17 protein-coding genes are annotated in these 20,193 nt (G+C 71.5%); 11 read left to right on the forward strand and 6 right to left on the reverse strand.

Annotated elements, in window-relative coordinates; translation table 11 throughout:
* Positions 1–150: 150 nt before the first annotated feature.
* The 4 genes from ACH4UM_RS09270 to ybaK all read left to right on the forward strand — a co-directional run bounded on the left by ACH4UM_RS09270 (position 151) and on the right by ybaK (position 4,249).
* A complete protein-coding gene (locus ACH4UM_RS09270; RefSeq protein WP_398175703.1) occupies positions 151–1,728 on the forward strand; it encodes an oxidoreductase in 1,578 nt (525 codons plus the stop codon).
* Positions 1,729–1,902: 174 nt separating this feature from the next.
* A complete protein-coding gene (locus ACH4UM_RS09275; RefSeq protein WP_398175705.1) occupies positions 1,903–2,934 on the forward strand; it encodes a hypothetical protein in 1,032 nt (343 codons plus the stop codon).
* Between the two features lie 11 nt (positions 2,935–2,945).
* Positions 2,946–3,686, forward strand: a complete 741-nt coding sequence (locus ACH4UM_RS09280; RefSeq protein ID WP_398175707.1) for an LON peptidase substrate-binding domain-containing protein — start codon at positions 2,946–2,948, stop codon at positions 3,684–3,686.
* A gap of 11 nt (positions 3,687–3,697) precedes the next feature.
* Complete coding sequence (gene ybaK / locus ACH4UM_RS09285) at positions 3,698–4,249, forward strand: Cys-tRNA(Pro) deacylase (protein ID WP_398175709.1); 552 nt, start codon at positions 3,698–3,700, stop codon at positions 4,247–4,249.
* Between the two features lie 255 nt (positions 4,250–4,504).
* Here the strand turns inward: ybaK and ACH4UM_RS09290 are convergent, their stop codons facing one another.
* From ACH4UM_RS09290 to ACH4UM_RS09305, 4 genes are all read right to left on the reverse strand, one after another.
* The gene (locus ACH4UM_RS09290) at positions 4,505–5,227 is read right to left on the reverse strand and encodes an AAA family ATPase (protein WP_398175711.1); all 723 of its coding nucleotides are present in this window, start codon (positions 5,225–5,227) and stop codon (positions 4,505–4,507) included.
* 34 nt (positions 5,228–5,261) lie between these two features.
* Positions 5,262–6,083, reverse strand: a complete 822-nt coding sequence (locus ACH4UM_RS09295) for an ABC transporter permease (protein ID WP_398175713.1) — start codon at positions 6,081–6,083, stop codon at positions 5,262–5,264.
* Positions 6,084–6,267: 184 nt separating this feature from the next.
* Entirely contained in the window at positions 6,268–7,242 is a 975-nt protein-coding gene (locus ACH4UM_RS09300; protein WP_398175931.1) for an ABC transporter ATP-binding protein, read from the reverse strand.
* Positions 7,243–7,465: 223 nt separating this feature from the next.
* Entirely contained in the window at positions 7,466–8,683 is a 1,218-nt protein-coding gene (locus tag ACH4UM_RS09305) for an NYN domain-containing protein (RefSeq protein WP_398175715.1), read from the reverse strand.
* Positions 8,684–8,907: 224 nt separating this feature from the next.
* On the opposite strand from ACH4UM_RS09305, the gene ACH4UM_RS09310 reads away from it, so the two are divergent.
* Positions 8,908–9,084: a hypothetical protein gene (locus ACH4UM_RS09310; RefSeq protein ID WP_398175717.1), complete on the forward strand. Its 177-nt coding sequence runs from the start codon at positions 8,908–8,910 to the stop codon at positions 9,082–9,084.
* Between the two features lie 88 nt (positions 9,085–9,172).
* Here ACH4UM_RS09310 and dnaE read toward each other — a convergent pair whose 3' ends face one another.
* Positions 9,173–12,712: a DNA polymerase III subunit alpha gene (gene dnaE / locus ACH4UM_RS09315; protein WP_398175719.1), complete on the reverse strand. Its 3,540-nt coding sequence runs from the start codon at positions 12,710–12,712 to the stop codon at positions 9,173–9,175.
* 235 nt (positions 12,713–12,947) lie between these two features.
* On the opposite strand from dnaE, the gene ACH4UM_RS09320 reads away from it, so the two are divergent.
* The 5 genes from ACH4UM_RS09320 (at position 12,948) to ACH4UM_RS09340 (ending at position 18,201) form a co-directional block, all read left to right on the forward strand.
* Positions 12,948–14,273, forward strand: a complete 1,326-nt coding sequence (locus ACH4UM_RS09320) for a DUF2252 domain-containing protein (protein ID WP_398175721.1) — start codon at positions 12,948–12,950, stop codon at positions 14,271–14,273.
* Positions 14,274–14,342: 69 nt separating this feature from the next.
* Complete coding sequence (locus tag ACH4UM_RS09325; RefSeq protein ID WP_398175723.1) at positions 14,343–15,047, forward strand: hypothetical protein; 705 nt, start codon at positions 14,343–14,345, stop codon at positions 15,045–15,047.
* A 91-nt stretch (positions 15,048–15,138) separates the two neighbouring features.
* Positions 15,139–15,948, forward strand: a complete 810-nt coding sequence (locus tag ACH4UM_RS09330; protein ID WP_398175725.1) for a thioredoxin domain-containing protein — start codon at positions 15,139–15,141, stop codon at positions 15,946–15,948.
* Positions 15,949–16,041: 93 nt separating this feature from the next.
* Positions 16,042–17,712, forward strand: a complete 1,671-nt coding sequence (locus ACH4UM_RS09335) for an alkaline phosphatase D family protein (RefSeq protein WP_398175727.1) — start codon at positions 16,042–16,044, stop codon at positions 17,710–17,712.
* A gap of 126 nt (positions 17,713–17,838) precedes the next feature.
* The gene (locus ACH4UM_RS09340; RefSeq protein WP_398175729.1) at positions 17,839–18,201 is read left to right on the forward strand and encodes a hypothetical protein; all 363 of its coding nucleotides are present in this window, start codon (positions 17,839–17,841) and stop codon (positions 18,199–18,201) included.
* A gap of 88 nt (positions 18,202–18,289) precedes the next feature.
* Here ACH4UM_RS09340 and ACH4UM_RS09345 read toward each other — a convergent pair whose 3' ends face one another.
* The gene (locus ACH4UM_RS09345; protein WP_398175731.1) at positions 18,290–18,868 is read right to left on the reverse strand and encodes a dienelactone hydrolase family protein; all 579 of its coding nucleotides are present in this window, start codon (positions 18,866–18,868) and stop codon (positions 18,290–18,292) included.
* 107 nt (positions 18,869–18,975) lie between these two features.
* Between ACH4UM_RS09345 and ACH4UM_RS09350 the strand changes: the two genes are divergently transcribed.
* The gene (locus tag ACH4UM_RS09350; protein ID WP_398175733.1) at positions 18,976–20,115 is read left to right on the forward strand and encodes a mechanosensitive ion channel family protein; all 1,140 of its coding nucleotides are present in this window, start codon (positions 18,976–18,978) and stop codon (positions 20,113–20,115) included.
* The last annotated feature ends 78 nt before the right edge of the window (positions 20,116–20,193 follow it).

Genomic DNA, 20,193 nt, shown 5'->3' on the forward strand with positions numbered 1-20,193 from the left:
GTATCAATGGCTGATACAGAAAGTGGTCACCGGAAGTGAAGGGACGGAAGATCCTCTTCACGTTTCGTGTTCAGAGCGTCACCCACCGGGCATGAACGGTTGTACGAAGCGTGATGAACCCGCGAGTAGCCGGGGAGGAAGGGAAGATCCGTGACCGAGGGGGCCGGCCTCCGCGCCGGGGACCTGCCCGACGACCTGACCGCCACCGAGGCGGGAATGTGGCAGGCGTTCCGCAACGGCAGCGTGTACGACCTGCGCAGCGGAGACACGGCGGTGGACGATCCGCACGGCGGGCACCCGTGGGGGCCCGAGCGGACCGTGCGGGCGCGCATCGTGTGCTGGCTGCTGCTGGACGGGCCGCCCGCGCTCGCCGGGCGGGTGTCGTCCCTGAAGCTCGTCGGCCTGCGGATAGCGGGCTCCCTCGACCTCGCCGGGGGCACGGTGGTGCCGTACGTGGAGATGAAGGGCTGCCGCTTCGAGCGGGAGGTGCTGCTGCCGGAGGCGCGCTTCACGACCGTACGGCTGGTGGACTGCTCGGCGCCGCGGCTGGAGGCGGCGCGGGTGCACACCGAGGGCGATCTGCACCTGCCGCGCTGCCGGTTCCCGGGCGGGGTACGGCTCACCGACGCGCACATCGGCACGGACCTGCTGCTCAACCAGGCGATCGTGCACCGGGACCGCACCGGCCGGTCGATCGCCGCCGACGGGCTGACGGTGGGCCAGGACCTCCAGGCGGAGCTGCTGGAGTCGCACGGCGAGTTCAGCCTGCGCAGCGCCAAGATCGGCGTCTCGCTGAGCCTGCGCGGCGCGAAGCTCGCCAACCCGCGGGCGCGGCTCGCGCTGAACGCGCCCCAGCTGACCGTCGAGCGCACCCTCTACCTGACCCCGGCCGGTGTCGGCTCTCCGGCGCTGAGCGGGGTGACCCCGGCCCGCGGGACCCGTGTCCAGCCCTTCGAGTGCCAGGGCGGAGTGCGCCTGGACGACGGGCGGTTCGGGGACGCGGTCGACCTGGAGCGGGCCCGGTTCACCTTCACCGACGACCAGGCGCTGTCACTGCGCCGGGTGCAGACGCCCGAGCTGCGCTTCCTCGGGGAGCGGCCGCAGCGTGGAAAGGTGCTGCTGTCCGGCGCGCGGATCGTCACCCTGGTGGACCGGGCCGGCAGCTGGCCCGGCCCGGGCAGTCTGCACATGGGCGGCTTCGCCTACGAGAACCTCGTGCCGCAGGGCCCGTTCCCGCTGACCGAGCGCCTGGACTGGGTGACGGCGGCGACCGCCGAGTACAACCCCGAGCCGTACGAGCGGCTGGCGGCGGTGCTGCGGGAGGCCGGCGAGGACGAGGACGCGCGCGAGGTGCTGCTCGCCAAGCAGCGCCGCCGCCGCGAGACCCTGCCGCTGGCGGCCAAGCTCTGGGGGTACGTGCAGGACTGGACGGTGGCCTACGGGTACCGGCCGGGCCGGGCCGCGGTGTGGATGGCGGTGCTGTGGGCGGCCGGCTCGCTCGCCTTCGCGCACGCGGGCCATCCCCCGGTCAACCCCGGCGGCCACCCGCAGTGGAACCCGGCCCTCTACGCCCTCGACCTGCTGCTGCCGGTCGTCGACCTGGGGCAGGTGAACCAGTGGCAGCTGCGCGGCGGCTGGCAGTGGCTCGCGGCGGCGCTGATCCTGCTGGGCTGGACCCTGGCGACGACGGTGGCGGCGGGGGCGACGCGGCTGCTGCGGCGGAACTAGGGGGCGACGGTGGAACTAGGGTGCGGCGGCGGAACCAGGGGGCGAAGTTGACCGCCGGCACAGCGGCCGGACACTTGTTGAACAGTCACCCTTTACCCGACCTTGACCGGTCGCCGTACAACTTTCCCCGGCCTGCCCGTACCCACTGGCGCGCCCGCGACCTGCGGTCTTTCAATGGTCGACACCATGGCTCCGCTGCCCCCGTTCATCCGCCCCACCCGGATGACAACGACCGTCCCCCACACCGTCGCCGCGCTCCCCGCCGACGACGACGTGCTGCTCGACGCGCCCGACGAACGCCTCGGCCCGGCACTGGTCGCCGCCGCGCACGGCGCCCACGGCCCCGCCGCCGAACTCCTCGCCGCCACCCGGGACAGGGCCGAGTGGGAGGAGCGCGACCGGTACGCGCTGCGGCTGGCCGCGTTCGCGCGCTCCCGCGCCGAGTGGCTGGACGCCTGGTGCGCCGCCACCCCGTACGACCCGGACGCGCTGCTGGTCGCGGCCCAGCTCGCGGTGGACCGCGCCTGGCCCTCACCCGGCCGGGCCGAGCTGCTGCGCGAGGTCAGCCCCCTGATCACGGCCGCCGCACGCGGCGACGACCGCGACCCGGTGCCCTGGCGGGTGGCGCTGGACCACGCGCGCGGCAGCCACGCCGGGCACAAGTACTTCGGGGAGCTGTGGGAGGCGGCGGTCCGCCGCGCCCCGCACCACTACGGCTGCCATGTGGCGGCCCTGCGCTATCTGGCCTCCTCCTGGCACGGCTCGCACGGCGAGTGCTTCGACTTCGCCGACCTGGCCGCGCAGGACGCCCCGGCCGGCTCGCTCGTCCAGGCCCTGCCGGTGCGGGCCGCCTTCGCCTATCTGACCGACGGCTGCGGGCCCGAGGTACCGCGCGCCCGGCTGGACGCGGCGGCCGACCGGGCGATCGCGCTCTCCGCCCGCCTCCCGGCGGACGCGCCCTGGCCTGCGGAGATCCGCAACCTGCTGGCCTACGTCCTGGTGCGGCTGGACCGCCGCGAGGACGCCCTCCATCAGCTGCGCCTGATCGGCCCGTACGCCACCTCGTTCCCCTGGGACCGGGTGTCCGACGATCCGCTGGGACTCTTCCTGAAGGTGCGCGAGGAGGTACGGTCCGCGCGCCTGGCACGGCCGCCCAGGCAGCCGCGAAGTGAGCGCGGCGGACGCGCCCGCTCCCGCGACCATTAGGCTTTTGCGCCGTGACCACCGTCCGGCTCCCGCTCTTCCCCCTGAACTCGGTGCTGTTCCCGGGGCTGGTGCTTCCTCTGAACGTCTTCGAGGAGCGCTATCGCGCCATGATGCGCACCCTGCTCAAAACGCCCGAGGACGAACCGCGCCGGTTCGCCGTCGTGGCGATCCGCGACGGCCACGAGGTGGCCCCGAGCGCCCCGGGCATGCCCGACCCGACGGCCCGGCCCGAGCCCGGTCCGGCGGCCGGGTTCGGCCCCGACCCGGCCAAGGCGTTCCACGGCGTGGGCTGTGTGGCGGACGCGGCGACGATACGGGAGCGGGCCGACGGCACCTTCGAGGTGCTGGCCACGGGCACGACCCGGGTGCGGCTGCTGTCGGTGGACGCCTCCGGTCCGTTCCTCGTGGCCGAGCTGCAGGAGCTGGCCGAGGAGCCCGGCGACGAGGCCGGTGCCCTGGCGGAGGGCGTGCTGCGGTCCTTCCGGCAGTACCAGAAGCGGCTGGCGGGCGCCCGGGAACGGTCGCTGTCGGCGGGCGCGGAGCTGCCGGACGAGCCGAGCGTGGTGTCGTACCTGGTGGCGGCGGCGATGGTGCTGGACATCCCGACGAAACAGCGGCTGCTGCAGGCGCCGGACACCTCTTCCCGGCTGCGTGACGAGCTGAAACTCCTTCGCTCGGAGACGGCGATCATCCGTAGTCTGCCGTCGTTGCCGTCGTCGGACCTGACGCGCGGCCCGACGAGCCTCAACTGAAAGCTCCGTACATGGCGAAGAAGGCGAAGAAGCAGCAGCAGCAGAACGGGACGCGCCAGGCGCATCCGAACAAGGAGGGCGGCGGGCGACGGGCGGGAACGCCGGCGACGGTGGCCCTCACCGCGGCGGGTGCGGAGTTCACGGTCCACTCCTACGACCACGACCCCGCCCATCCCTCCTACGGCGAGGAGGCCGCCGAGGCCATGGGCGTCGGTGCGGACCGGGTCTTCAAGACACTGGTCGCGGACGTCGACGGCGCGCTGACGGTGGCCGTGGTCCCGGTGGCGGGCTCCCTGGACCTGAAGGCCCTGGCGGCCGCGGTGGGCGGCAAGCGTGCGGCGATGGCGGACCCGGTGCTGGCGGAGCGCACCACGGGCTACGTGCGCGGCGGCATCTCGCCCCTCGGCCAGCGCAGGAAGCTCCGGACCGTCCTCGACGACTCGGCGACGGCCCACCCCACGATCTGCGTCTCGGCGGGCCGCCGGGGCCTGGAGGTCGAGCTGTCCCCGCAGGACCTGGCCAGGCTGACGGGCGCGGTACTGGCGCCCATCGGGCGCGGCTGACCTCCCGGCCGGGTGGGACCGCGTCCTGTCCGGCAACCGGTCCGGCGATTCGCGTCCCGGGCCCGGCGGGAATCCCCGGACCGGGCCCAGTGCTGTGGCCGGAAAGGTTTACCGGAAAGCCCGCGGCGTCCGGTGCGGTGCATCGCAAGGCGGAGCATCACCCGCGTACCGGATGTACTCGGGTGATGCGACAACGCGGCGAGGTGCCGTGCCGGGCCGGGCGTCGCGAGCCGGCGAACCCTTCCGGTCGCAGCACTAGCGCGCCGGGGTCTCCTCGTACGGGCCATCCCCGTACGGCTCTTCCCCGTACGGCCCCTCCCCGTACTCTTCGGGGTCGCGGGGGCCGAACAGCGCCGTCACCCCCAGGTGCACGACCAGAGCGGCCAGCGGCCATGCGAGCAGCGCGCCCTTCGCGCCCAGCTTCAGCGGTGCCGGGAACGTCACTCCCTTGCCCACGGCCTTCGCGTGGGCGATCACGTCCCGCTCCGGCCCGAGCCACAAGCCGAGCCGCCAGGCCAGCAGTGAGCCGAGCAGTCCGCCCACGCACAGCGCGATCACCAGCGGCACGCCTCCGCGTCGCCGCAGGAGGAAGACCGCGACCGCGCTGACCAGTCCGAACGCCAGGGCGAGCAGCGTGAACGTTCCGTCGACGCCGATCGCCTGCTCGCCCTCGGTGTCCTTGAGGTAGACGACCCAGCTGCTGCCCGACACGTCCCCGACGAGCGGCACCCGCGGGGCCAGCCACCACCACAGCAGCCCCAGCAGCACCCCGCCTATCGCCACGGCCACCGTGATCAGGGCGGCCTCCCGGACCTCGGTCTTCATCCCGGGGCCGTCCTGGTCGTACCCGGGTCCCACCGCCCCGGCCCCGGCGGGGGGCACGTGCCAGGCCTGCGGGGACTCGGCGGCCTCGGAGGACCGGGAGGACTGCGAGGGCCGCTGGTGCGGCGGCGGAGGTGGAGTCAACGGAGCGGTCACCCTGTCATCGTGCCAGTTGAGTCCGTCGGCCGCGTCACCGGACGGCCGCCCGGCGATAGGCCCAGGTGGCCAGGGCCAGCGAGAGCACCCCGACCCCGGCGCAGACGGCCATGTCACCGGCCACGAACGCCCAGTCGGGACGGCTCGCGAAGGTGCGGGCGTAGGCCTCAACGCCGTACGTCGACGGCAGCAGGTCGCGCGCGAGCCGTACCGCCTCCGGCATCCGGTCCGGCGGCAGCACGCCCAGCAGCAGCGCCGCCGACATGCCCAGCTGGCCCAGCAGCGTGGCCAGTTCCGGCCGCGGCGCGAGCAGTCCACAGGCGGCGCCGAGTCCGGAGAGTGCGGCCCCGGCGAGCGGGATCACCGTCACCAGCACCCACAGGTTCCCCAGTGGCAGGCCGAACAGCACACATCCGAAGACCGCGGTCACCACCGTGCCCGGCACCGTGAAGGACGCGTACGCGGCCGCCGCGCCCAGCACCACGGCCGCCGGCGGCACCGGCAGCGTCGCGTAGTGGTCGAGCCCGCCGCTGGAGCGCAGCTGCCCGAAGTACTGGGAGAGCAGGTTCAGGGCGACATAGGCGACGACCACGATCGACGCCCCGGACACCACGTACTGCGCCTCGCCGCCGCCGCTGACCACGCCCCGCATCATGATCATGATGCCGACGGACTGGAAGGTCGCGACGAACAGCAGCGGGATCCGCGCCACCCGCGCCCGGGACAGCTGGGCCCGGTACACGGCCGCCAGGGACGGCCACAACCGTGCCCTCGGCCCGAGCTCGGCCGCCTCAGCGGCGCCGCCGTCCTGGGCGGCCGTCGCGCCGGGCGGCGCGCCGGCTTGTACGACACTCACGTCGAACTGCTCCTCTTCCCTGCGGCGGCGGACGCGGCCGCCGTGCCGGGCGCGGTCGCGTCTGTGGCGCCGGACGGGTTCCCCCCGGCGCCCGCGTAGTCCCATACGCATCCGTGGGCCCGCACACTCAGCCTCTCACCACCGGCCCGCCGGCCGGCACCGGCACCGTGGCCACCGGCCGCGCTCATGCCTTCACCAGTCCCTGCCGTGCCGCGCCGCCCAGCGCCAGATACACGTCCTCCAGGCTGGGCGTGGCCAGGGTGAAGTCGTCCAGGGCGGCGAAGGCGGCCCCGCCGGTGACCGTGGCGACGGCGGCGCGGGCCTCCTCGGGCGCCAGCCGCAGCGTCCAGCGGCGCCCCGCCTCCACGGCCCGCTCGTGCAGCGCGGCGACCTCCGGCACCTCCAGGGGCGCCCGGTCCCGCCACACCAGCTCGACCCGCACCTCGCCGGAGACCCGCTCCTTGAGCCCGGCCGGGGTGTCGCAGGCGATGACCCGGCCCCGGTCGAGGACGGCGACCCGGTCGAGGACGGTCTCGGCCTCGATGACGTTGTGGGTGACCAGCAGGACGGTCGTACCGCGCTCGGCGCGCCTGCGGTCGACGGCGGACCACACCGCCCGCCGGGCCACGGGGTCCATTCCGGTGGTCGGCTCGTCCAGCACGAGCAGCGGCCGCTCGCCGACCAGTGCGGCGGCGAAGCAGGCGAGCCGCCGCTGGCCGCCGGACAGCTTCTTCAGCGGGCGGCCGGCGATCGGGGTGAGGCCCAGCTCGTCGAGGACGGCGTCCCGCTCGGCGCGCGCCCGCCGGACGTCCAGGCCCCGCAGCCGCCCCGTGGTCTCGGCGGCCAGTGCCACGGTCAGCTCGTCCAGCGCGCTGGACTCCTGCCCCAGGTAGGCGAGGATCCGCGCGGCCCGCTCGGGGTGGGCGACGATGTCGTGGCCGAGGATCTCGACGGTGCCGCGGTCGGGGCGCATCAGCCCGGTGAGCTGCCGTACCAGCGTGGACTTGCCGGCGCCGTTCGGCCCGAGCAGCCCGAAGATCTCACCGCGCCGGACGTCGATCCCGACGTCGTCGGTGGCCCGCACCTCGGGCGCCGCGGGGGCACCGCGGCGGCCGCGCACCGCGGGGTAGGTCTTGGTCAGTCCGCGCACCGCGCACACGACGTCGCCTCCGTGCCGAAGTGCCTGTGCCGCGCGCGTACTCACAAAGGACGAGAGTACGGGGTCCGGGAGCTTCACCCGTCCTTGGGGCGACCTCTCCCGGTACTTCCAGGCCCTTGGTCCCGGGCCCGCCCGCCCATTGGTCCCGGGCCCGGCCGAGGTCCCGGGGCCGTCCGCCCCTGGTCCCGGGCCCGGCCGAGGTTCCGTGCCCTCGGTCCCGGGCTCAGTCGCCCGCCGGGGCGTGCTCGGCACCCGTCCGGACGTCGATCTCACGCCAGAACCCGGCCCGGATGGCGTACCGGTCGTGCTCGTCGATCTGGTCGTCCTTGTGCGCGAGCAGGCCGAACCGGGCGGCGTAGCGCAGCAGCTCGCCGTCGATGCGGTGCGGGATGCGGGGGTACATCGACGACAGCTTCTGCAGGTGCGGCTGCTCGCCGAGCCGCTCCACCCAGCGCCGGGCGAAGACCTGCCCGACCTCGTAAGGGTCGCCGCCGACGGTCGTGATGTCCTCCTCACGGTCCGCCCACCGCTGCTCGGCCGTCGTCAGCTGGGCGAGCGTGGGCATGGAGGCGGCCTCGGCGGGCTCGGCGGCCACCCCGGGGCGGTCCACCCAGCCGCGGTCGGAGGACCAGCGCAGGGTCGCCGTGGCGGGGTGCTGGGCGGGCGGCTGGGCACCGGGGGCGCGCAGGGCGGCGAGGTCCTTGGGGGTGGGCACGCCCTTGGCGGCCGGCATCCGGTCCTCCGTGCCGTTGCGTCCGGCGGCCGTGGCCGGGTGCGGCCGCTCCTCGGTGGGAGGCTCGGGGGTGGTGAGGGAGGACTCGGGCAGCGGGGCGGAGAGGATCGCGGCGATCTCGGGACGGGGCACGGGCGGCGGCGCGCAGACGCCGCCGAGCTCCTTGGCCCGTACGGCCTTGGTGATCCACGTACGGTCCAGGACACGCCGCTCGTCGGCCTCGGCGACCAGGTCCTCGGACTGGTTGTAGTCGCCGTCGGCGGCCTGAACGGCCCACAGGTGGACGGCGACACCGTGCTCCTTGGCGGCCATCATGCCGGGCAGCAGGTCGCCGTCGCCGGTGACGAGGACGACGTCGGAGCAGGCGCGGTTGCGGGCCAGCTCGGTCAGTTCGGCGTGCATGGCGGCGTCCACGCCCTTCTGCGCCCAGCGTCCGTCGCTGCGGGTCAGCGCGCCCAGCCGGACGGTGACCCGGGGCATCACCCGCAGCCTGCGGTGCTCGGGCTGCGGCACCCGGTCGGGGGCGCCGTCGAACCAGTAGATGCGCAGCAGCGGCCGCTCCGTGTCGGACTCGGCCTGTTCGCGCAGCCCCTGGACGAGGGCGGTGTGGTCGACGGTGATCCGGGACCGCGACGGTTCCCCGGCGAGGAGACTGGCGGCGGCCCCCAGCAGATACCCGGCGTCCACCAGGACGATGCAGCGGTCCACGCGATCCACCCTCTTTCCGGGAGGTTTGCTTCGGGCTTGCTTCGAGTCTGCCCGACGGCGCCGGGGTTAACGGCCCGAACTCGATCTTCGGCGTGGCGTTTCGGGGGCCGGCACCCCGACCACCCCTGTTACATACGGTAATTATCCGACATGCGCTCATTGTCGGCCTATGTGAATCTGGTCCCGGCCCTGGCCCCGAGATCCCCCACAGGAGGTTGATCACCATGGCCAAGAACCGGAAGCAGGACCGCAACCGGCAGAAGGCGTCCGTGGCCGCGAACGGCCCGCAGGAGACGGAGCACTCCATGACGGAGCAGCCGCAGCCCGAGCACCACGCCCCTCAGCTGAGTCCGACCGACATGGCCCGCAAGGGCCGTCAGAAGCGCTTCGGCCACAACTGAGGCGGAAGCGCGGGCCGTTGAACGAGCCCAGGCACCGACGAGGGGCGTACCCGCGGCCGCGCGGGCACGCCCCTCGTCCGGGTCGGCGTCAACCGGCCAGGCAGGACGGGCCGAGCAGCACCTTCAGGTCGCCGAAGAGGGCGGGGTCCGGCTTCACCCGGTGCCGGTCCAGCCGCAGCACCGTCGTCTTGCGCGGGCCCTGGAGCTTGATCCGGACCTCGCTGTCGCCCTTGTGGTGGCTGAGGATCTCACCGAGACGGCTGACCATGGGCGGGGTGACCTTCAGGGCCGGGATGGTGAGGATCACCGGCGCGTTGGTGCCCGCGTTGGACAGGTCGGGGACCATCAGCTCCATGGCGACCAGGCGGGGCACGTCCTCCCGCTTGTCCAGGCGGCCCTTGACGAACACGACCGCGTCCTCGACGAGTTGCGTCGACACCAGCTGGTACGTCGCCGGGAAGAACATGCACTCGATGGAGCCGGCGAGGTCCTCGACCGTGGCGATCGCCCAGGCGTTGCCCTGCTTGGTCATCTTGCGCTGCAGGCCCGAGATGATGCCGCCGATGGTGACCACCGCGCCGTCCGCGTGCTCACCTCCGGTGAGCTGGGAGATGCCGGCGTCGGCCTTGTCGGACAGCACGTGCTCCAGACCGAACAGCGGGTGGTCGGAGACGTACAGACCGAGCATCTCCCGCTCCTGGGCGAGCAGGTAGGTCTTGTCCCACTCGTCCTCGCCGAAGGTGACGTCCAGCCCGAAGCCGGGCTCGCTGTTCTGCTCCTCGCCCATCCCGCCGAAGAGGTCGAACTGCCCCTCGGCCTCCTTGCGCTTGACCGCGACCACGTTGTCGATCATCGGCTCGTACTGCGCGGTGAGGCCCTTGCGGGTGTGCCCCATGGTGTCGAAGGCGCCGGCCTTGATCAGCGACTCGGTGGTGCGCTTGTTGCAGACCACCGCGTCGACCTTGTCGAGGTAGTCGGGGAAGGAGGCGTACTTCCCCTTGGCCTTGCGGCACTTGATGATCGACTCGACGACGTTCGTACCGACGTTGCGAACGGCGGAGAGGCCGAAGAGGATCACGTCGTCGCCCTGGGCGGCGAAGTTGGCCTCCGACTCGTTGACGTTCGGCGGGAGCACCCGGATGCCCATGCGGCGGCACTCGTTGAGGTAGACGGCCGACTTGTCCTTGTCGTCCTTCACCGAGGTCAGCAGGCCGGCCATGTACTCGGCGGGGTGGTTGGCCTTCAGATAGGCGGTCCAGTACGACACCAGGCCGTACGCGGCCGAGTGGGCCTTGTTGAACGCATAGCCGGCGAAGGGGACCAGCACGTCCCACAGGGCCTGGACGGCCTCGTCGCTGTAGCCGTTCTTGCGGGCGCCGGCCTGGAAGATGGTGAAGTTCTTCGCCAGCTCCTCGGGCTTCTTCTTGCCCATCACGCGGCGGAGGATGTCGGCCTCGCCGAGTGAATAGCCGGCGATGATCTGGGCGGCCTTCTGCACCTGCTCCTGGTAGACGATCAGGCCGTAGGTGACGTCCAGGACCTCCTTGAGCGGCTCCTCCAGCTCCGGGTGGATCGGCGTGATCTCCTGCTGGCCGTTCTTGCGCAGCGCGTAGTTGGTGTGGGAGTTCATGCCCATCGGGCCCGGGCGGTACAGGGCCGAGACGGCGGAGATGTCCTCGAAGTTGTCGGGCTTCATCAGGCGCAGCAGGGAGCGCATGGGGCCGCCGTCGAACTGGAAGACGCCGAGGGTGTCGCCACGCTGGAGCAGCTCGAAGGTCGTGGGGTCGTCCAGCGGGAGACTGAGGAGATCGATGTCGATCCCCTTGTTGGACTTCACCATCTTGACGGCGTCGTCCATGATCGTGAGGTTGCGCAGGCCCAGGAAGTCCATCTTGAGCAGGCCGAGCGACTCACAGCTCGGGTAGTCCCACTGTGTGATGGTCACGCCGTCGGTGTGCCTGACCCAGACCGGTACGTGCTCGGTGATGGTCTCGCTGGACATGATCACGCCGGCCGCGTGCACACCCATCTGCCGCACCAGGCCCTCCACGCCGCGTGCGGTGTCGATGACCTTCTTCACGTCCGGCTCGTTCTCGTACATCCCCCGGACCTCTCCCGCCTCCGAGTAGCGGGGGTGCTGCGGGTCGGTGATGCCGGAGAGCGGAATGCCCTTGCCGAGGACGTCGGCGGGCATGGCCTTGGTGATGCGGTCGCCCATCGCGTACGGGTAGCCCAGCACGCGCGCGGAGTCCTTGATGGCGTTCTTGGCCTTGATGGTGCCGTAGGTGCCGATCATGGCGACCTTGTCGGCGCCGTACTTCTCCGTCACGTACCTGATCACCTCGACGCGCCTGCGCTCGTCGAAGTCGATGTCGACGTCGGGCATGGAGATGCGCTCGGGGTTGAGGAACCGCTCGAAGATCAGGCCGTGCGGGATCGGGTCGAGGTCGGTGATGCCCATCGCGTAGGCGACGATCGAGCCGGCCGCGGAGCCTCGGCCGGGGCCGACCGCGATGCCGTTGTTCTTGGCCCACATGATGAAGTCGGCGACCACGAGGAAGTAGCCCGGGAACCCCATCTGGATGATGACGTCCATCTCGTACTCGGCCTGCTTCTGGCGGTCCTCGGGGATGCCGCCCGGGAAGCGGCGCTCCATGCCGCGGCGGACCTCCTCCTGGAACCAGGTGACCTCGGTGTAGCCCTCCGGGATGTCGAACTTCGGCATGAGGTCGCGCTTCTCGAACATCCCGGTGGTGTCGACCATCTCGGCGACCAGCAGCGTGTTGGCGCAGCCCTCCTGCCAGGCGTCCGAGGAGTCGATGGCGTACATCTCGTCCGTGGACTTCAGGTAGTAGCCGGTGCCGTCGAACTTGAAGCGGTCGGGGTCGGAGAGGTTCTTGCCGGTCTGGATGCACAGCAGGGCGTCGTGGGCGCCCGCCTCGTGCGCGTAGGTGTAGTGCGAGTCGTTGGTGACCAGCGGGGGGATGCCGAGCTTCTTGCCGATCTCCAGCAGGCCGTCGCGGACCCGGCGCTCGATGTCGATGCCGTGGTCCATCAGCTCCAGGAAGTAGCGGTCCTTGCCGAAGATGTCCTGGTAGTCGGCGGCGGCCTTGAGGGCCTCGTCGAAGTGGCCGAGGCGCAGCCGGGTCTGCACCTCGCCGGAGGGGCAGCCGGTGGAGGCGACGATGCCCTCGGACCACTGCGCGATGGTCTCCTTGTCCATGCGGGGCCACTTCTGCAGCCAGCCCTCGGCGTACGCGTCCGAGGAGAGGCGGAAGAGGTTGTGCAGGCCCGTGCTGTTCACCGCCCACATCGTCTTGTGGGTGTAACCGCCGGAACCGGAGATGTCGTCACGTTTCTGGTGCGGCTGGCCCCACAGGATCTTGCGCTTGTTGCGCCGGGACTCGGGGGCGACATACGCCTCGATGCCGATGATCGGGGTGACTCCGGCCTTCTTCGCGGAGTGGAAGAAGTCGTACGCCCCGTGGAGGTTGCCGTGGTCGGACATGGCGATGTGCGTCATGCCCATCTCGTTGCACGCGTCGAACATGTCCTTCAGCCGCGCGGCACCGTCCAGCAGCGAGTACTGGGTGTGGACGTGCAGGTGCGTGAACGGCGGTTTCGACACGGCTGCGGCCTCCAGGGAAAACAGACGGGTACGGGGGTCCGGCAGGCTGCGGACAGTCTGGGGGACAGCGTCGAAGTCTATGCCCCGGCACTGACACTCGGAGGCCGGCGCCGCGTACCTTCATGCGAGGAGAACGCGGGCACTCCGCCGCACCGCCGGACGTTGTGGTGAGGGAGGATCCGCGGAAGATCCGTCCCATACGTCTCGCACCACCCGTACCAGGAGGCACCCAGCGATGTCGGTCCCCCAGCTCAGCGACGAGCAGCGCGGCGAGGAGATCCTCGCCGTCTTCGACACCGCCTTCGGCGAGCTCCTGGCCGCCGACCCGGCCGCGTTCCGCGTGAAGTTCCGGAAGATGGCGGCCTCGGCCTTCGCGTTCTACCGGGGCACGGCCTGCCTCTTCTACCACGACCTGGACAGTGACCGGCGCGGCGGTCCCTACCTGGACGAGCGCACCTCGCGCGTGTGGATCCACGGCGACCTGCACGCGGAGAACTTCGGCACGTACATGGACTCCAACGGCCGCCTGGTCTTCAACGTCAACGACTTCGACGAGGCCTACGTCGGTCCCTTCACCTGGGACCTCAAGCGCTTCGCCGCCTCCGTCGCCCTCGTGGGGTACGCCAAGGCGCTCGGCGACGACCAGATCACCGAGCTGGTGACCATCTACGCGGCCGCCTACCGCGAGCGGGTCCACGCCCTGGCCACCGGTGCCAAGAGCGACGAGGTGCCGCCCTTCACCCTGGACACCGCCCAGGGCCCCCTCCTGGACGCGCTGCGCGACGCCCGCTCACTGACCCGCTTCGAGCTGCTGGACTCGATGACCGAGATCCGCGACTTCGAGCGCCGTTTCGCGCCCGGCGGCGGCTCCATCGAGCTGGACGCGGCCACCCGCTACAAGGTGCTGGCGGCCTTCGACGGCTATCTGGAGACGCTGCCGGAGACCTCCCTGGCCCGCCCGGACTCCTACCGTGTCAAGGACGTCGTCGGCCGCCGCGGCATCGGCATCGGCTCGGCCGGGCTGCCGTCGTACAACATCCTCCTGGAGGGCCACAGCGACGCCCTGGAGAACGACGTCGTGATCTACATCAAGCAGGCCCAGACCCCGGCCGTCTCCCGGCACATCACGGACGCGCCGATCCGCGACTACTTCCAGCACGAGGGCCACCGCACGGTGATCTCCCAGCGCGCCCTGCAGGCGCACGCCGACCCGTGGCTGGGCTGGACCGAGCTGGACGGCGCGGGCCAGCTGGTCGCCGAGGTCTCGCCGTACGCGGTCGACCTGGACTGGGGCGACATCGACGACCCCGAGGAGATCGCCCAGGTGGTCGCCGACCTCGGGCGGGCCACGGCCGCCATGCACGCGGCGGCGGACGACCAGTCGGGCGAGTCGCTGGTGCCGTTCTCCACCGAGCGGGCCATCGACGCGGCGATCGCGGCCGACGAGGAGGGCTTCGCCTCGCTGCTCGTGGACTTCGCGCACGGCTACGGCGCACGCGCGCGTGCCGACCACCAGATCTTCGTGGACCTGTTCCGCAACGGGCGGATTCCGGGTCTGTGACGGAAAGGCCGCACCCAGGGACTCTTTAAGAGCCCCTTACCGGTCCTCGTGACACACTCTCCTTTCGCTATGGACATATCCGGAACCCAGCTCAGAGCCGTACGCGCGGCGCTGTTCACGGCCGTGGTCGTGACGCTCAGCACCGCGTCGCACGTGCTGCTGTCCCGGGTCCCGCTGCCGCTGAACACGGTGGCCGGCGTCGCCGCCGCCGTGTTCGTCCTCGCCTACGCCCTGGCCGGCCGCGAGCGCGGCTTCGGGCGGATCGCCGCCCTCCTGGTCCCGCTGGAGCTGGCCGCCGACACCGTCTTCACCACCGGCCAGCACGTCTGCTACGGCAGTGCGGGCGGCCCGGTCGCCGGCCCGCTGCGCTCGGTCGGCTGGAACGTGCTGTGCGGGAACGGCACCGGCATGGGCACGCCCCTGGCCCGGATGACCGGCGCCGACACCGACCGGCTCGCGGCCCTGCTCGCGCACGCCGACCCGGCGACCGCCTGGCTGCTGCTCGCCGCGCACGTCTGCGTGGGCCTGCTCGCGGCCGCCTGGCTGCGCCGCGGCGAACGGGCGCTGGCCCAGCTGCTGCGCGCGGTGGCCGCGACGACCTTCCGGCCGCTGCTGCTCGCGGTGGCCGCCGTTGCGGTCCCCCGCACCCGCGCGGCCCGCCGGCCGGCGCCTCCCACCCCGCACCGCACCGCCCTGCGCGCCCGCCTCCTCACGCACTCCCTGGGACGACGCGGACCGCCGTGCTCACCCGCCCTCGGCCTCGCCCTCGCCTGAGCGAGAGGCGGCCGAAGGCCGAGCACGGCCGATCCCCCACCACCCGTACATCCGCGCAGGAGACCTGCGCGTCCCACTGGAGAACACCATCATGAGCAAGCGGAACAGCCAGACGGCGAAGACGGCGGCCCGGGAGCGGCTGCGCGCGGAGCGCGAGCGCGAGGCCAAGCGCGCCAAGGCCAGGCGGCAGATCATCGTCGCCTGCTCGGTCGTCGCCGTCCTGGCGGCGGCCGGCGGCATCGGCTACGCGGTCGTCCAGGCCAACAAGCCGGGCCACTGGGAGGCCGCGAAGGACGAGAAGGTCGTCGCCCCGGCCAACACCGCGGGCAAGGACGGCGCGACGGTGATCATCGGCAAGAGCACGGCCAAGAAGACCCTCAAGCTCTACGAGGACCCGCGCTGCCCCGTGTGCGCCGTGTTCGAGCAGACCGTCGGCCCGACGGTGAAGAAGGACATCGACGACGGCAAGTTCAAGATCCAGTACGTCGGCGCCACGTTCATCGACCTCAAGGACAACGGCCAGGGCTCCAAGAATGCGCTCAGCGCCCTGGGCGCCGCGCTCAACGTCAGCCCCGAGGCGTTCCTCGAGTACAAGTCCGCGCTGTACTCCACGAAGTGGCACCCGAACGAGGACGTCGACAAGTTCAAGGACGACAGCTACCTGATCAACGTCGCCGACACGGTCCCCGCGCTGAAGAACAACGCGAAGTTCCAGGACGCGGTCAAGAAGGGCACCTACGACGCCTGGGCGATGGCCATGTCGAAGACCTTCGACGACAACAAGGACGGCGTGACCGGCACCCCGGGCTTCGTCATGGACGGCAAGCAGCTCAACGGGGGCCGGCCGCTGCTGACGGTCGCCGATTTCAACAAGGTGGTGGACGCGGCCCTCAAGGGCTGACGGCGGCTCAGAAGCCGGCTACCACATGAAGAGCGGGCGAACTCTCGAAGTTCGCCCGCTTCTCGCGCATACCGATCAGTAGCCTGATCGGTCGTGACCAGTCGATACAGAGCACCCGAGGCCTTCGAGGGTGCCAAATCCCTCTCGCCCCGCCGCCGTTCGGTCATCAAGGCCGCGGCGGCGACTGCTGTCCTGGCCGGACCGCTCGCCGCCACCCTTCCGGCGCGCGCAGCCGACCAGGCCCCCGCCTTCCTGCACGGCGTCGCCTCCGGCGACCCGCTGCCCGACGGCATCCTGCTGTGGACCCGGGTGACCCCAACCCCGGAGGCGACACCCGGCTCCGGGGCCGGCCCGGACACCGAGGTGAGCTGGGTCGTCGCCAAGGACAAGGGGTTCAACACGATCGTCGCCAAGGGCTCCACCACCGCGACGGCCGGCTCCGACCACACCGTGAAGGCCGACATCCGCGGCCTGGAGCCGGCCACCGACTACTGGTTCCGCTTCTCGGCCGGAGGCACCGACTCCCCGGCGGCGCGCACCCGCACCGCGCCGGCGGCGGACGCGTCCGTGTCCGGTCTGCGCTTCGGCGTGGTCTCCTGCGCCAACTGGGAGGCCGGCTACTTCGCCGCGTACCGCCACCTGGCAGCCCGCAACGACCTGGACGCGTGGCTGCACCTCGGGGACTACATCTACGAGTACAAGTCCGGTGAGTACGCGGCCCGCGGCACGGTCGTACGGCCACACGCCCCGGCGAACGAGATCATCACCCTCGCCGACTACCGCACCCGGCACGCGAAGTACAAGACGGATCCCGACCTTCAGGCGCTGCACCGGAAGGCGCCGGTCATCGCGATCTGGGACGACCACGAGTTCGCCGACAACGCCTGGTCGGGCGGCGCGGTCAACCACACCGAGGGCGCCGAGGGCACCTGGACCGCCCGCAAGGCGGCCGCCAGGCAGGCCTACTTCGAGTGGATGCCGGTGCGTCCGGCGATCGCGGGCACGACCTACCGGCAACTGCGCTTCGGCAGGCTCGCCGACCTGTCCCTGCTGGACCTGCGTTCCTTCCGCTCCCAGCAGGCGTCCACGGCCGGCGGTTCGGTGGACGACCCGGACCGCACGATCACCGGACGGGCCCAGCTCGACTGGCTGAAGGCCAACCTGAAGGCCTCCGAAACCAAGTGGCGGCTGGTCGGCAACTCCGTGATGATCTCGCCGTTCTCCTTCGGCTCCCTCTCCGCCGACCTGTTCAAGCCGCTCGCCAAGCTGCTCGGGCTGCCGCAGGAGGGCATCGCCGCCAACACCGACCAGTGGGACGGCTACACCGACGACCGCCGCGAACTGCTGGACCACCTGCGCTCCAACGCCATCGGCAACACCGTCTTCCTGACCGGTGACATCCACATGGCGTGGGCCAACGACGTGCCCGTGGACGCCGGTACGTACCCGCTGTCGGCGTCGGCCGCCACCGAGTTCGTGGTCACGTCGGTGACCTCCGACAACCTCGACGACATCGTGAAGGTCCCCGAGGGCACGGTCTCCGCGATCGCGTCGCCGGTCATCAGGGCCGCCAACCGGCACGTCCACTGGGTGGACACCGACCGGCACGGCTACGGCGTCCTGGACATCACCGCCGACCGCGCGCAGATGGACTACTACGTCCTGTCCGACCGCACCAACGCGAACGCCACGTCCAGCTGGGTGCGCTCCTACCGCACCCGCAACGGCACGCAGAAGGTCGAGCGGACCTACGACCCGGTGTAGGCGTCTGCGGGCCGTCGAGGTCACAGATGGCTTTATTCCAGGGCGCATTGGACCCGAAGATGCGAGAATAACTACGTATTATGAAGTAGTTGACATCTCGTCAGCAAGACACCAGATCGGAGTCACATGGCCACCCCCCAAAGTGCCTTGGCGAAGACGAAGAAGAAGACTGCGGCGGTTGCGACTGCCATGGCCCTCGCCGGGCTCGCCTCCATCGCTCAGGCGCAGGAGGCCTCGGCAGCACCGGCCTTCGTCAACCTGACCGTGCTCGACGTCCACGGCGCACCCATATACGCGCAGCCCACCGACTCGTCGCACAGGTACCGTGTGGACAGGTTCAAGACGGTCGAACGGATTCAGTGCTCGACCCGCAAGACCCCCTCGGGGGCCCTGTGGTTCAGGATCTACGACTCCCAGCCGACGGCCTGGGTGTACTCCGGGCACTTCGAATCGCTGGCGCACCCGCCCAAGGAGTGCTTCCCGGGCTGAGGTTCCCGGCCCTGCGCAACATCGGTGGTCGCAGCGGGACAGCCGGCCCGGACCATTCGGACGTGGCCCGGGCCGGTCGCTCCGCCGGCTACGCCGCCTGCAGGCCGTCGAGGAAGCCGAGCGCCACCCGCCAGGTGGCCTCGGCGGCCTCCTGGTCGTAGTCCGGCAGGTCGGGGTCGGTGTACAGGTGCCCGGCCCCGGCGTACCGGTAGACCTCCACGTCGGCGCCGGTGCGGCCCATCTGCAGGTACCAGGCGCTCAGCCAGTCGTCCGTCTCGAACGGGTCGGGCTCGGCCACGTGCAGCTGGACGGGCAGCTCGTCCGCCGTCGCGTTCGGCGCGATGTCGGACGTCCCGTGCAGCAGCAGCAGACCGCGGGCCTTGTCGTCGCCGAGGGCGAGGGTCTGTGCGACGGAGGCGCCGAGCGAGAACCCGGCGTACACCAGCCCCCTGTCCGAGTAGAGCGCCGCGGCCAGCACGGCACGCTTGAGCAGCTCGTCCTTGCCGACCTCGTCCTCGAAGGCCATGCCCTCCTCGACGGTGTCGAACGTACGGCCCTCGAAGAGATCCGGCGTCCACACCTCGTGCCCGGCGGCGCGCAGCCGGTCCGCGGCCCGGCGTACGGCGGGTCTGAGGCCGTAGGTCGAGTGAAAGAGCATGATGTTCATGAGGCCATGGTGCCAGCAGGGTGCGACAACGCCCGCCGGCGGCCGTATCCAGGAGGGGACGGAAGTCACATGTTCATGTCCCCGCCTCGGCGGTTAGGCGCGGAGGCATGGAGAACGTACTCCGACCCCTGATCGTGGTCGGCGGCTCGGTCGTGCTCACCCTGGTCATCGGCTGGGCCACCGACCTTCTGCTGCGCAAGGCCGACGAAAGGCACCACGAGACACCCCTGTGGGGACTGCTGCGGCGCGCCCGCGTCCCCTACCAGCTCGTCCTGTGCGCCGCCCTGCTCAGAGGCTCCTACGACCAGGCCAAGCTGCTGGAGCAGCACAAGGCCGGCATCGGCCGGACGCTGACCCTGGTGCTGATCGGGTCGGCGGCATGGCTGGTGATCCGGATCACCGGGGCGATAGTGGAGACCACGTACTCGCGCTACGCCAGTGCCCGCGCCAACCGGGATCCGGCGCGGGTGCGGCGGGTGCGCACCCAGGTCGAGCTGATCATGCGTGTGGTCTCGGCGATCGTCATCGTGGTGGCGGCGGCCTCGATGCTGCTGACCTTCCCGGCGATGCGCGCGGCCGGTGCCTCGCTGCTGGCCTCGGCCGGCATCCTCGGCATCGTCGCCGGTGTCGCCGCGCAGTCCACGCTGAGCAACATGTTCGCCGGGCTGCAGATCGCCTTCGGCGACATGGTGCGCATCGGTGACACCGTGGTCGTGGACGGCGAGTGGGGCACGGTCGAGGAGATCACGCTGACCTTCCTGACGGTACGGACCTGGGACGAGCGCCGGATCACCATGCCCGTGTCGTACTTCACGTCCAAGCCGTTCGAGAACTGGTCGCGCGGCACCCCGCAGATGACCGGCATCGTCTACTGGCACCTCGACCACTCCGCGCCGGTCGAGGAGATGCGCGAGAGGCTGCGCGACATCCTGCGCCAATGCCCGGCCTGGGACGGCCGCGCCTGCGGCCTGCAGGTCACGGACACCACACCGAACACCATCCAGGTACGGGCGCTGGTGACGGCGAAGGACGCCGACGACATCTGGACGGTACGGGTCGCGGTGCGCGAGGAGATGATCCGCTGGCTGGGCGAGCAGCACCCCTACGCCCTGCCCCGCGTCAACACGGCCGACGCGGCCCCGCTCCCGGGCCGCCACCCCGGCGGCCGGCCCGACGGCCACCCGACGTCCCGTGACGGAGCCCTCTGGCGCCCCTCGCCGGACAGGACGGGCACACCCCACGGCTGACGGGTCACCGCCTGCCGGGCGCCGCGCAGCCGGCCCTGGGCGGCCCAGGCGGCGCCCGGTGACCGCCGGCCCGTGACC

This window comes from Streptomyces sp. NPDC020801 (assembly GCF_044334385.1).
Classification (GTDB): Bacteria; Actinomycetota; Actinomycetes; order Streptomycetales; family Streptomycetaceae; genus Streptomyces.